The sequence below is a fragment of the Paenibacillus sp. FSL H7-0940 genome (assembly GCF_037979415.1).
GTDB classification, from domain to species: Bacteria; Bacillota; Bacilli; order Paenibacillales; family Paenibacillaceae; genus Paenibacillus; species Paenibacillus amylolyticus.
The window spans coordinates 6,958,698-6,972,055 of record NZ_CP150280.1 but is presented as its reverse complement, the minus strand read 5'-3'; the positions used below and the strand labels follow the sequence as shown (position 1 = coordinate 6,972,055).

At 46.2% G+C, this 13,358-nt stretch carries 9 protein-coding genes; 4 read left to right on the top strand and 5 right to left on the bottom strand.

The features are described from left to right. The first annotated feature begins 201 nt into the window (after positions 1 to 201). On the top strand, positions 202 to 3,024 hold the full coding sequence (locus MHB71_RS30685; RefSeq protein ID WP_340028408.1) for an endo-beta-N-acetylglucosaminidase: 2,823 nt from the start codon (positions 202 to 204) through the stop codon (positions 3,022 to 3,024). 139 nt (positions 3,025 to 3,163) lie between these two features. On the opposite strand, the gene MHB71_RS30680 is transcribed toward MHB71_RS30685, so the two are convergent. After that, a complete protein-coding gene (locus tag MHB71_RS30680; RefSeq protein ID WP_340028407.1) occupies positions 3,164 to 4,741 on the bottom strand; it encodes a class I adenylate-forming enzyme family protein in 1,578 nt (525 codons plus the stop codon). 291 nt (positions 4,742 to 5,032) lie between these two features. Here MHB71_RS30680 and MHB71_RS30675 point away from each other — a divergent pair, with 291 nt between their 5' ends. Both MHB71_RS30675 and MHB71_RS30670 read left to right on the top strand, forming a co-directional pair. Next, the gene (locus MHB71_RS30675) at positions 5,033 to 5,518 is read left to right on the top strand and encodes a hypothetical protein (protein WP_340028406.1); all 486 of its coding nucleotides are present in this window, start codon (positions 5,033 to 5,035) and stop codon (positions 5,516 to 5,518) included. Positions 5,519 to 6,134: 616 nt separating this feature from the next. Then, entirely contained in the window at positions 6,135 to 7,781 is a 1,647-nt protein-coding gene (locus MHB71_RS30670; protein ID WP_076319804.1) for an RNA polymerase sigma factor, read from the top strand. 230 nt (positions 7,782 to 8,011) lie between these two features. Here the strand turns inward: MHB71_RS30670 and MHB71_RS30665 are convergent, their stop codons facing one another. Next, positions 8,012 to 9,547, bottom strand: a complete 1,536-nt coding sequence (locus MHB71_RS30665) for a helicase DnaB (RefSeq protein WP_036605770.1) — start codon at positions 9,545 to 9,547, stop codon at positions 8,012 to 8,014. A 384-nt stretch (positions 9,548 to 9,931) separates the two neighbouring features. Further along, positions 9,932 to 10,225 (bottom strand): YuiB family protein, encoded by a 294-nt coding sequence (locus MHB71_RS30660; protein ID WP_036673352.1) that lies wholly within the window; start codon positions 10,223 to 10,225, stop codon positions 9,932 to 9,934. A 451-nt stretch (positions 10,226 to 10,676) separates the two neighbouring features. Here MHB71_RS30660 and hemQ point away from each other — a divergent pair, with 451 nt between their 5' ends. Further along, entirely contained in the window at positions 10,677 to 11,423 is a 747-nt protein-coding gene (gene hemQ, locus MHB71_RS30655; RefSeq protein ID WP_036605768.1) for a hydrogen peroxide-dependent heme synthase, read from the top strand. A gap of 255 nt (positions 11,424 to 11,678) precedes the next feature. Here hemQ and MHB71_RS30650 read toward each other — a convergent pair whose 3' ends face one another. Both MHB71_RS30650 and MHB71_RS30645 read right to left on the bottom strand, forming a co-directional pair. Then, positions 11,679 to 11,933 carry a hypothetical protein gene (locus MHB71_RS30650; protein WP_062837938.1) on the bottom strand — a complete coding sequence of 85 codons (255 nt, stop codon included), beginning with the start codon at positions 11,931 to 11,933 and terminating at the stop codon, positions 11,679 to 11,681. Continuing rightward, positions 11,930 to 13,123: an NAD(P)/FAD-dependent oxidoreductase gene (locus tag MHB71_RS30645; RefSeq protein ID WP_340028405.1), complete on the bottom strand. Its 1,194-nt coding sequence runs from the start codon at positions 13,121 to 13,123 to the stop codon at positions 11,930 to 11,932. The genes MHB71_RS30650 and MHB71_RS30645 overlap by 4 nt, the downstream gene beginning before the upstream one ends. Positions 13,124 to 13,358: the final 235 nt, after the last annotated feature.

Genomic DNA, 13,358 nt, shown 5'->3' with positions numbered 1-13,358 from the left:
CCTCCGATGCTGTTTTCCTGACTTGAATTATACCATCAGGCTTCTGACATTAACTTGTCACCTGCAACTTTTCTTTAGTTTATATCTGTGTTTCTTTAATTTCACCCTATTTAAAAACGCTTTCATCCACTATCGTTAACCATAAGTTTAGCTTTGTGTAAAAGAATACCTTACATTCATTCCACTTGAAGGAGGAACAGCATGACACGCAAACTCAAAGCAAAAGGCATCATACCCAAGGTAACCGCCATGGTCCTGACTACGGCTCTGCTTGGACAAGTTGTTGCATCATCCGTTTATGCCGGAGACACGCTCCCTTACACCGGTGAAAGTGCCAAAGGGGTGAATCAGCCCTATCAACATGGATACACCTCGGCCCAGATTCTGAACTGGACACCGGAAAGTGATATCCATGGCGATTTACTTCGTGCCCATGTTCCCTTGCAGCCCCGTAATGAAGCGTTCGCTGCCACACAGGCTTATCCTGAGCTTAGTCCGGACACCCAGTTATTCACAATGAGTGGCGATTACGGCAATGCATTCTTCGATAGCACACCTTATACCAATGAATTCAGCCAGTATCTATTTAATTATTGGCAATATACAGACTACTACAGCTATTGGCACGGCATGGCCTCTGCGGGAGTACCTGAGGAGCTGTACGATCCGAGTAAAGAGTGGACGGAGAAATACTTCGAGTTTGGCATTTTGAACATTCCGAATCCGGCCTACACCAATGCAGCCCACAAGAACGGCGTTAAGTCCATTGCTAACATCTTTTTCTCGGACAATGACCGTGGCCCACAAACCTATAAACAAATGCTGATCCAGGATGAAAACGGTAATTTTCCTGTGGCCGAGAAATTGGCCGAGATGGCAGAATACTACAACTACGATGGATATTTCTTCAATCAGGAAGAAGTTGCCCGGGGTGTAGCCCCTGAAGATATCGCATCCTACAAGAAATTCATGAAATATCTAAGAGATAAAGGCCTGTACGTTCAGTGGTATGATTCCACCATCAATACAACAGGCAAAATTCAATACCAGAACCAATTCAATGGGCTCAACAGCCCCTTTGTACAAGATTCCGTTCTCGGCAGAGTCTCGGATTCCATCTTCCTGAACTATGTGTGGAACCACAAGATGCTCCGCGACTCCCGTGATCATGCCCTTAGCCTGGGACTGGATCCACTGGAAACCGTATTTGCTGGTGTCGAAGGTGGACATGACAAATTCGGCCGCTGGAAGCAATCCTATGACCTGCGCCATAACCTGGATGAGAACGGTCAACCCATGAACAGCATCGCGACATTAGGTGCCGACTTCACCCACAACGCTCTGGATGAAGAGATGGGCGATGGCAGCACCAATCATCGTGCGGAAGATGATTACCAGTGGATGACCTTTGTACGTGATCGTGCCTGGTGGTCTGGTCCAAATCAAGACCCGACAGATGCACGTCGTAATGCGTCTGCCGATCTGTCGGATGTGTATGCTTCCGGTGCAAATTGGGATGGAATCGCCGCTTATCTTACCGAGCGATCCGTCATCAACGGCTCCAATTTTGCGACCAACTTCAATACGGGCCACGGCCTGAAATATTATGAAGACGGTGCTGTCTCGAACGATAAAGAATGGTCCAATATCAACATTCAGGATATCCCTGTCACTTGGCAATGGTGGATGGATAGTGAAGGCGACAAGCTCAGTGTTGATTTTGACTATGGTCCCTCTTATGAGAAAGGCGCAAGGTACAACTATGACTCCATTGGCGCGTTTAATGGCGGCAGCTCTCTCGTGGTGAACGGCACACTGAACGCGGAGAACTTCCTGCGCCTGTACAAGACCGACCTGTCCGTCAACGGACAATCGAAACTGGAACTGACGTATAACAAACCGTCGACTAGTGACGCTTCCTCCCTGCATGTTGGGTTGATCTTCGAAGATGATCCATTCAACGTGGTCAATGTGGAAGTGCCTCAGTCAGGCCAGCATACTACAGGTTGGAAGACAACTTCGCTGGATTTGAGTGCATATCATGGCAAAACCATTGCCGCTATGGGATTATCCTTCGACCCGAATGGCAAGGAGATTGAGAATTACCAGATGAATATAGGCGAGATCCGTATGTCCGACGGTTCAGCGGCTGTACCGGATGCACCGACCGGATTCCATATTGCCAAAGCACTGACCAACACCGATGAACTGGTTGTTGCATGGGACATGAAGGACTATTCAGAGGTCAAACAATACAATTTATATGAAAATGGCGCCTATGTAGGCGGCGTGTATGATTCCACTTTTTATATCAAATCGCTAAAACAGCCATCTGGTGAACTGTCTATCCGTGCGGTTGGTGCAGATGGTACCGAAAGTGAAGCAACCGTCCTGCCTTACGATCTGAATGCAGCCGTTCAGGATATTGATGTGAAATTCAAAAAGAATGGCGATGCTATTGTAAGCTGGAAAAACCCGAAGAAAGCGAAAGATTCAGGCAAAGATAAAGATAAGAATACGGATAAGGACAAGGATAAAAATAAAGACAAAGGAAAAGGCAACGAGTCTATTCAACTCACACTAGAAACAGAATACACAAAAGAGCCTTTCACCAAGTCGCTTCAGGTCAAAAAAGGAAAACAATCTGCCGTCCTGACCGGACTTCCGACCAACGGTGAGCATTACGTGCTGAACATCGCCATTGGCGGGCAGAACCCGGTAACCCATACCGGACAGCTCGCAGATCTTCAGATTACACCATACGCCAAGGAAAAGGTCACGGTAAAAGATGGAAAGTACACACTTGCCCTCCCGGATCTGGAGGACTGGTACAAGATTTATGTTTATGAAAATGGGGTGGCACGCGAGTTCGGAGTCACTTACGTTTCGCAGAAATTCCCGTATATCATTCGGGGAAGAACAAAGCTGAGTGAACTGACCTTCACGCCAGCGTCCAGCAACAGCTCTTTGAAGCTGTTCATTGAGGATTATGCGGGCAATCAGGCCAGTACGATTTTGAGGTAATACTGCAAGGTATTTTCGTGCACGCCTGCATACCAGTTGAGATAAAAACAGCCCTTCACTTCCAAAAGGAAGTTGAAGGGCTGTTTTTGTTGATCTAACAATAAATATTCTGCCCAACAGCTATTTAACAGCATTCCCGTTAGCATAGTCCTTCGGATAAAATTGAGGATAGATGCTTGCGCAACTGCTTTTTGTCAATTTTATCCACGGCTGTTCTCGGCAAAGTATCCACAATGAACAGTTGAGTCGGCCATTTGTACGGAGTAAGGTGTGGCTCACAAAACGCTCGCACCCGCGTCAGATCCATACTTTCACCATCTTGTAACACGATGAAAGCGACAAGTTCCTCGCCTTCGTCAGGAAGAGGATGTCCAATTACGGCCGCCTCGCTTACCGACTGATGGCTCACAATAACATGCTCCACTTCGGCACAGAACACATTGGAACCGTCCACAATAATCATATCCTTCAAGCGATCAAACACATAAAGGTAACCTTCGGCATCCAGACAACCGACATCCCCAGTTCGAATCCAGCCATCGGACATGGTCTCGGCAGTAGCCTCCAACTGGCGCCAATACCCCAGCATGGTCTGTGCACCTCGAACAACGATTTCTCCAGCCTCGCCCGTAACTGTCTCACTTCCGTCCGTATCTAATATCCGAACTTCAAAGGCCTGCTCACCTTGGGCAGCCAAGTCAGCAGGACGACCTACGGATCGAAGGCGATGGGGATCGCCCATATGCTGAGCAGGAAAAAGGCGGCTTATGGACATTCCACATTCCGCTTGTGAGTAGTTGTTCACAATGATAACTTCAGGAAATTGCGATACGACCTCCTGTAGTGTATCCGGGGAAATAATGGACCCTCCGCAGCCAATAAGCGAAAGACTCTTCAAGTTTCTACTTCCTACGGATGCCTCGCGGGTAAGATCACGTAGCAGTTGGCCTACTATGCTGAGTTGTGTAATCTGATCACGTTCAACGACGTCTATAATGCGGTGTACATCCGCTGGGTATTCATCTAGAAATACAAGACAGCCTCCAGCAGCCATGGTCGCCCACAACTGGAACTGACCCACCAGATGGGATAAGTTGAGCACTAACACACGACGCTTGAGATCATGACCGAAGCCTGCAGAAGGCGTAAGTTGATTCCAAGCAGCCATACCACGATGCGAATGCATGACCCCTTTTGGTCGACCAGTTGTCCCACCCGTATAAATCAGGACTGCCGTATCGTCTACACTTCGTTTGAAATGGTCTTTTGGAGAGAACGCGGGTTCCTGCTGTAAAAGAGCAGCGAGCGAACTGTTATTCGTCCCTTCTTCGTCTGTCGTGAACAGTTTTGGACAATACCCAAGAAGCTTTACCGTGGCAATAGCTACTTTAGCATGTTGGTCATCATGAATAACCATATGGGGTTCTGCATCCTGAAATATCGCAGCGAGTTCAGGCACTGTTAGCATAGGAGAAGGAACGAGTGGTATAGCGCCGATCCCAACTGCTGCATAAAACGCAACAACGAGCTGGGGATCTGGATCACCTAAAAGGGCAATACGATCACCGGCCCGGAGTCCTTCAACATACAGGGTATGACTGAATCTTTCAACCAGACCGTAAAGCTCCCCATAACTCATCGTTTGCCCATGTCTCATTAACGCAGGTTCCTCAGGGTACAGACTTGCTGCAATTGGCAATCGTTCGGATAGAAGCAAGCAATTACCCCCAACATTTAAATTTCCATTTCTCCGTTAAGAAAACTATGGAATAAAAAGAGAGTAGCATATATCTGGATAATAAGTAATCACTATCCCCTATTAAAACCATAAATTCTTCTGATATTACATTTCTCTCAACAGACGATCCTTGCCGTTAACCTACTTGCTAGCTTAATTAGGCAGATCAAATTGGGCTGCTTTCTAAACTGAAATACAACATTTCTGTTTATCATTACGTTTATTTAGGAAACGAGTACCCAGGAGGGGATTGTCATAAAAGTAAAGACAATGCATTTTATTTTCAGTGTTGTAGCGTTATTTTTACTATCAGCTTGCGCAGGTGTTGTTACTGGCTCTAGTCAGCAGAATGAACCAGGTGAACCTTATCGTATGGCGTTGGAGGAGTTAATTTCAACAGATACGGCTCTTAATGAAAACATGGAGTATATCTCATTGGATTTTGATAAAGGAATTTCATTAAAGGATTCTGATAAGAAAAGCATTGACGATTACCTTCACAGCAAATATAACGTAAAAATTTATAACCTAACCTATGAAGAATTGATTGAAGAAGGACTGTCTGAACGGTCTGATAATACGCTAAAAGGGATTTTACTGAAAATTGAAAAGCAGGAGAAGCAATCAGATAATAACATTGCCATAGAGGTCAGTAAGTATCGTGCCAATGAGGGGTCGCTCTCTGCAAAAATAACTTTAACCTATGAGGAAGGTAAATGGAAAGTTGCTACTCATACTCCTACAAGGGAAAGTTAAGGATATAATTTTTTTCCAGTGAGAGTACTAGGAAAAGTTTACTATGACAATTATCGAAGTAGCCCTTTTGGGCTTTTTTTTGTCCGTATTTTCTGGAGTACATCCCCCCTAAAGGTATACCAATAAGGATTGTTAGCATTTTTGCACGATCCCTATTGTCATCCGTTAGTTCTAAACCGCAGTTGATTACGTCGATTCTTTGAGCATTAAGCTAACGTTTCTCGTTAGTATAATGAATTTCAATTATGCGTTTGAATAATTAATCGAGACCACTCCTGGTTAACTACGGAACGAAGGAGTACCCCAAGTACCCGAAGAAGAACTTCGGCTCGTGCTCCTAGTTTGTATCCTCCCATAGTTGAACGGAAAAGAAGTATCTTTATATACTAAAAGTGAGACCTTTACATCTAAAGTAATCTTCATCTCGTTTAACAAAAAGTTCATAACGTCTCTTTAACCATTTAAATAACCTACTCATGATGTTGATGTTTGTAATTATACATGTATGAGCGATCCGTTAGGACGTCCAAATTTTAAAAAAATAATCCCAACCTTTATTTCGCCTGGCACACTATATAATTGTCAGGAATTACAGATGCAACTATGGAGGCAAAAGATGGATTCAATTGGTAAAAACGGAAAAGAAGCAGCGGAAGCAATTCGGAGCTATGTCAAACCGATTTTCGGTTTTGCATTAAACCGGGTCAAGCAGCGGGCCGAGGCGGAGGATCTGGCTCAGGAGATTATGCTGCAGTTGTTGAAATCCTTCTCTGGGGTGCGGGACATTAGAAGCCTTGACGCTTACGTCTGGACGGTTGCTCGATACACTTGGGTGAATTGGTTGAAAAAGCGTGCACACGCTCCCCAAGCGATCGAAATCAACGGCATGTCCGAACTGTCGGCCGCCCCTTCTCGGGAACCGCTTGACCGGTTGCTGGTAACCGAAGCTTACCGCGAGCTCCGCCGAGAAGTCGCGTTTCTGTCCGACATCCATCGCCGGATCGTGGTCATGCATTACTACGACGAGCTTAAAATCGGCGATATCGCGATTGCTCTGAACATTCCTGTCAACACGGTGAAGTGGCATTTGAGCGAGGCCAAAAAGAAGTTACGGAAAGGGATGAAACGTATGCGTGCAACAGGAACTTTAAGTGTCAATCCGGTCAGCATGGGGGAAATGGGCCATTCCGGTTCGGCCGGCAGCCTGGGCGAAACCAACGATTTTCTTGGACGCGCCTTGGCGCAAAATATCGTTTACGCGGCTTATCATAAGGCGCGTACCGTACATCAAATCGCGGAGGAGCTCGGAATGCCGCCGTCTTTGCTGGAAGGCGAAGTCCGGCACCTGGCCGATTACAATTTTCTCATCCAAACCTCTCCCGGCAAATATCAAAGCAATACCATCGTCTGGGACCTCTTCGAGTTAGCCGTAGCTGGTCATCAATTCTGGCAAGATTGCGCCGCCGAAGTGGCCGATGTTCATTTCGACGCAATAATGGAAGTTCGCCGGCAAGTCGAGGATAGCGGAGTTTACGTTCCGGACGGCGACTATAATTTCCTGCTCTGGACCTTGCTGCCCAAGAACATCGAGGAGCAATCTTGGCGGAGCATGCCGGCTGGCGAAAACTTCGATGCGGTCGCACCAATGCGAAAGGACGGAGGTCAATATATTGCCTATGCGGCGTTAAATCGGAGCCACTATGCCGATCCGGGTTTTGATATGAGTAGTTACGTCACCTTCGGTCCGTCGCTCCGCTACGTCGAAGACTCTCCTTTATACTTGTGGCAATTCAATACGTACTGGAGCGACCGCCAGATGGATTGGCGTTTGCTGGAATATCGGAATGTCGAGATTTGTCATGCGTTCCAACAAGGGGAACTGCCCGACAACGAAGAGAACGCTGAGCAATATTCGTTCCTGCTGGAGAAGGGGTACATCCGCAAGACGAAGGAGGGGTACAAGTTCAATGCGGTCTGGATGGACTCTCCGCAAACGTTGGATCGGTTGAACAAAGCAATGCCGGATTTGTCCGCTCTGTATGCGCCTGCTGTCGGCAAGCTCTACGACAAAATGCTCAACCTGTTCCTGCAAAATCAGCCGAAGCATTTGGAGCCGCAGCTTGCTTACATGGTGAGAGGCAACACCGGCGGAGGCCGGCTTGTCGCTTATATTTTGAAGCATTTGATCGATAACGGGAAGTTAAAACCGCCGTTGCCGCACCAGCAGAAGACGATTTCAACCTGGATGGGGCCGGTCAAGTAAGTCAGTTCGGAAATGTATACGAAGAATAGCCGTTCCCGGATGGTGGCCGTTTTTACACAAAACTCTGTCTGTCCAACGAAGTGATTAGGACATCGCTATTTCACACGGCCCCCTCCTGAACGTATGGAAATGATTAAACGTAAAATACGTTTCTTCAGTTCAACTTATATAGCAAAAAGGCGAGTCTCCATTAATCGGAGGACTCGTCTTTTTGGCTTTATTAAAAATATTTAAGAAGTGCCTTTTTGCTTACTCGCCTGCATCTGCTGGGCAAATCGCATCATCTCTTCGAACTCTTCCTCGGATACGGCGTCTCCATCGGTGCTTATGTCTTGTACAATCGGAATTTCGGGCTTGGCTTTGGTTCCTTTGCCGTATGTACGGGTACGGGTTCCAGCTGCACCAGCAGCCTGTTTGCCTTTGACCTTGGCCTGATCACGAATATATTGAACAGCTTTCTCGTAAGAGTTCACCTGCTTGAGCAACATGTTGGAGGCGATCGCCTCAACGAAGTTACGGTTAATCCGCTGCTCGCCGCCGGATACAAGCAATGCCATCAAATAATGAATCAATACATTGATGACTTCACCAGGCAACTTGTAGCTCAGATCAATTTTCTCAAATATATCGATCAGATTGTCTGGTACTGCACCCGGGAAAAATGTCTGCAACAGACGTGTGTATGGCTCATTACGCAACATCATATTGTATTGATGAATATCACACTTGGTCATAAATTGCGGAGGTACTTCGACGTAATATTCCATCTGCACTCCATGCTCAACAGGTGGTTCACCGGAGTCTTCTTTCCGCTCTGGCTCCTCCATATGCTGTCTCAGCGCCACGACCTTGGCCGCCTGTACGGTCTGTTGCTCATGACGCTTCTTCGTCTGCCTGAACTGCATGCTCGCCTTATGCTGGAGATCATCCAAAATCAGCTGGCCCTGCGGACTGAAGATATCATCTTCGTCCAGCAGTCGGCATACATCCTGCACACTGAGGTTGAACTTGTTCACTACATAATTTACAATGCCTAGTTGTTCATGGTCGAACCGCAGCTGTTCTACATGACGGCGATTGACGGACTCCCGCGGGAAACGCAAAATAATGTCGGCATAGTTCAAACTATTTTCTTCCGCTGCATCATTCGTGCCTGTCCGTTGGGCCGTAGTTGATACTTCCGACAATGCTTGCTCCAACTCGTAATCAATTACATGGGTATTCAATTCAAATATATCGTAAAAGGGAACGGAAATATTCTCTTTATTGGCTGCCGGATAAGGTGCGTCCCCATTTTCCACTGCCGAGAAACCGGAACGCAGGGAAAGAACTGCGAATTTACCAATCTTGTCACGAAGCAGCAGTGTCAAATGCTGTGTCCGGAAAAACTCTGCCGGAGAGAGCGGCGGTTGCAGCTCATATTCGTAGATGTAATCATCATTTTCCGGTATATATAGACGTGATGTCTGAAGTAGCCCCACTGCCTCAAGCTTGGATGTCTGCTCTAACAAATATTTGCGCCCTTTCTCACTTGGCTCCAAGCCAAGCGTCATGAACAGCCTCCGTTGCTGTTCAAGCGGCGAATAACCGACCTGTTCACCGGGAAGATGCTGAAACAACAGCCGATACAAGCCAACCGCAAAAGCACCTACCATGGGCTGATATGCTCCTGTAAGCATACGGTCATCCAGGGCGCTAAGTCCAAACTCCCTGTATACGCAGTAGCGATGATGTTCAGTATAATGGTGCAGATTCTTCATGCGCATAGCCTGATCTCCTTCTCCCCAAAAGTATGTTTATCTATTCTATCATAAATGTCTGATCCTCAAATGCTCAAAAACAGGTAAAAAGATGGCCTGTTCTCGTTCCGTTTCGTCCTAGGTCGACATCATTCACGTTTTCGCCGAATTCAGCAAATTTCTAAAATAAAATGTCGAGAGCCGCTAGAATACTATAAAAGCTGTAGCCGCAGAATACAAGGGAATATCTAAAGAGAATGTTCTCCAGATGTATATGAAGTACAAGTGTACAATAATCCTTATAATATAAATGAATAGCAAAAAAGCCTTCCCTTTGTACTCGTAAGCGTTTACGACAAAGACAAGACTTTCACGCGATTACAGTGGCATGTGTTGCCTCTTTCCAACAATCTAAAACATTCTGTACCCACCCAAACGCAACTTCTGGATCGTCCAGCCACTGATTATCGCACCAGCCAGTCCAGCGATGCCCGTCATATAGTCTACAAGCTGGAAAGAACCCAGATGTGACATCAGAGATGACGACTGATCCCATAGAGAGTACACAACAATAGGCAGAATTACAATAATGAACAGATAGGAAGGAAACCAGGTTGTCTTCATCAGCATGTTCAGAATGAAACCGATACCAAACATCATAACGAAAAATAATACCATCAATACTAACACAGGTATAAATTGCATCGGGCGACATTCACCTCTTCTTTCACACATTCAGGTTTCACTTCTGGATAGTAGTTAGTGTACCGCAAAAAATGTGGCGAAGCAACGAACTTTCTGGACAAATTTCCCTATATTTATACTCTGTTCATTTGCCCTTCTGCTTCATGTTGGGATACAATGTAAACGATAAAGCAATCACCCGTCCCTTATAGTGCGTGTTCAAAAAGACTGGTTTTCAGTACCGAGAAGATGGAATGAAGTTAGAAATGGAGTAGCGGAGCGTAGATAGAGCTACGTGAGCAGCTACAATGTTTCCTAAGGAAACATACTTCGTAAGCCTCCCACTTATTTCGGCTGAATGCCATATTCGATGCTGATGATGCCACCAGGCATGATTCGTAATCAAAAGCGGACTTTTTGAACAACCTCTTATAGGGATTTGGAAATATACCTTGCAGGAGGAACACAACCAATGAACGAAGCCGCATCAACACTGGAGGGCTGGTATGCCCTGCATGATTTTCGCTCGATTAACTGGGCCGCCTGGAAAGCAGCAGATGATGAAGAACGCGCTGTAGCACTGGACGAGCTTCAGGAATTCTGGAAAGAATGGAAAGAAGTCGAGGATTCATCCAAAGGAAGTACCGTTGTATATACGGTTGTAGGTCAAAAAGCAGACCTCGTCATGATGCACCTTCGTGAAACGCTGGAAGATCTGAAGGCTGTTGAGAACGCGTTTAACAAAACGATGTTTGCTCAATACACAACTAAGTCGTATTCCTACGTCAGTGTAGTGGAACTGAGCAATTATCTTGGCAAAGAAGGCGAAGACCCGATGCAGAATCCGGATATTATCGCCCGTCTGAAACCTGTTCTGCCACAACGACAATACATCTGCTTCTATCCAATGAACAAAAAACGTGAGCTGAATGACAACTGGTACATGCTGTCCATGGACGAGCGTCGCACCATGATGCGTAGTCACGGCATGATTGGCCGCAGCTATGCGGGTAAAGTAAAACAGATCATTACCGGCTCTGTCGGTTTCGACGATTGGGAATGGGGCGTTACGCTATTTGCGGATGACGCACTTCAGTTCAAAAAACTCGTCTATGAGATGCGTTTCGATGAAGTTAGCGCCCGTTATGGCGAATTCGGTTCGTTCTATGTGGGAAGTCTGTTGAACGAAGGAACACTGGAAGACATGCTTAAGCTGTAGAAATAGCACAAAGCACAATAAAGCACCGCGACATCTCCTGTAAAGGATATTGTCAGCGGTGCTTTATTATCTATCTATATTCTACTACCTCAAGCTTGATTTAGATCTATATTGTTTGAACTATTTATTTACACAAAAACGGAAAGGACAGAAAAAACCTGAAAAAGCGAAGCGTTCGCCTTTATCTCCGGATTTCCCTTTAACAAAAGGGAATCAAAAAAATCTGGGGATAACAGCGATTGGAAGGTTATGTCTCTAATCCTCGTCCTCATCATCTACCGCTTTCAGCGATTCGAGGAATTCGGCTGTGGCCCGGTCACGGTCACGCCCCTTCTCTTTAAGACGCTCAATCGCGGGCAAAATGAGAATATCCACTTCTTTCTGCACAATGTAGGCCAGATCATATTGATCCTGTTCCTCGAGATAACCACCGACCTGCATCAGGGCGTTGTATCGATCCAGCTCTTCACGTGTTAATAGTCCCCGGACCTGAACACTGCAATGTCTCATCCAAAAAACCGCCCTTTCTTCAGGACTAGCGGAATACCACCAATGATGAACAGATAACGCAGATCAACCAGTTTCTTCAACTGAGCCGCTTTCCAGCCCTTGTATTTCTTGCCGCCTACAACGGCAATGGCTTCACCTTTACCCAATGAAGCAACCGTGCCTTTGCTCGTAAATACAAAAGGTTGTGGCTGTTTCTTGCGAATAGATGCCACGACGTTCTTGGCGCAGTTCACACCCTGCTGCATCGCAATCTGGGCTGTTGGTGGATAAGGCCGTCCTTCCGCGTTGAAGACAAGTGAATTATCACCAATGACATAGACATGCTCATGACCTGGAGCACGCAAGTAGTCGTCTACTTTCACACGTCCTCGCATCACTTCAAGACCTGCCTGTTCAAGCAGTGAGTTACCACGAATACCGCCGGTCCATACGACTGTAGCCGCATCGAGCTTTTCACCTTCACCCACAATAACCCCGTCCGGGAGACATTGCTTGATTGGAACACCAATTTTGAAAGTAACGCCCTTCTTCTTGAGCACATTCATCGCATGTTCTACCAGTTCCGGGTCAAATCCAGGCAAGGCCGAAGGCGCTGCCTCTACATTATAGATATGCACATGTTTCGGATTCACGTCGAACTCCTTGCACAGCTGTGGAATACGATCTGCAAGTTCAGCTACGAATTCAACACCACTGAAACCCGCTCCACCTACGACAAACCGAATACGATTTCGTTTGTTATCGTTTTTGTACATCGCAAATTGATATTCGATGTGTTCTCGAATCAATCTGACCGAGTTAATGCTGCGGATTGTCATGGCGTGATCGAGCATCCCCGGAATACCGAAGGTCTCAGGCTCACCGCCTAGTCCAATAATCAGATAATCATAGGATAACGTGCCGTCCTCCAGAATAATCTTCCGATCCTGCAGACGAATCTCCTTCACGGACGACTTGACCAGATCAATCTTGAACTCATCAATCAGCTTGGAAATGGGCACTCTTGCATGCTCAATGCTATCCGTGCCGGCTGCCGGCATATGTAGATGTGTAGTAATATAATGATAATCATGCCGATTCACCAGTGTGACGTCGGCCTCGTTATAGTTCAATTCCTTCTGCAGCCGCTGGGCTGTCAGAATCCCGCCATAGCCCGCGCCGAGGATGACGATTTTGGGAATACTGCTCATGTCTATACCCCTTCCGGTTTCACTTGCATCAGCCCGATCTTGGGTGAGATGCAAAATGCACATACTTACAAATATTGATGAGGTCTTGCCCATTATGACGACAAATGTTAACTTCGCGAATTTATTTAAACGTTTGCATCAATTTCATAACTCACTAAAAATGGATTTTATGAAACTAGATATCGACGTATCGAACCGTTTTGATCTATATCTAGACTTGATTGAAGCAACTAAA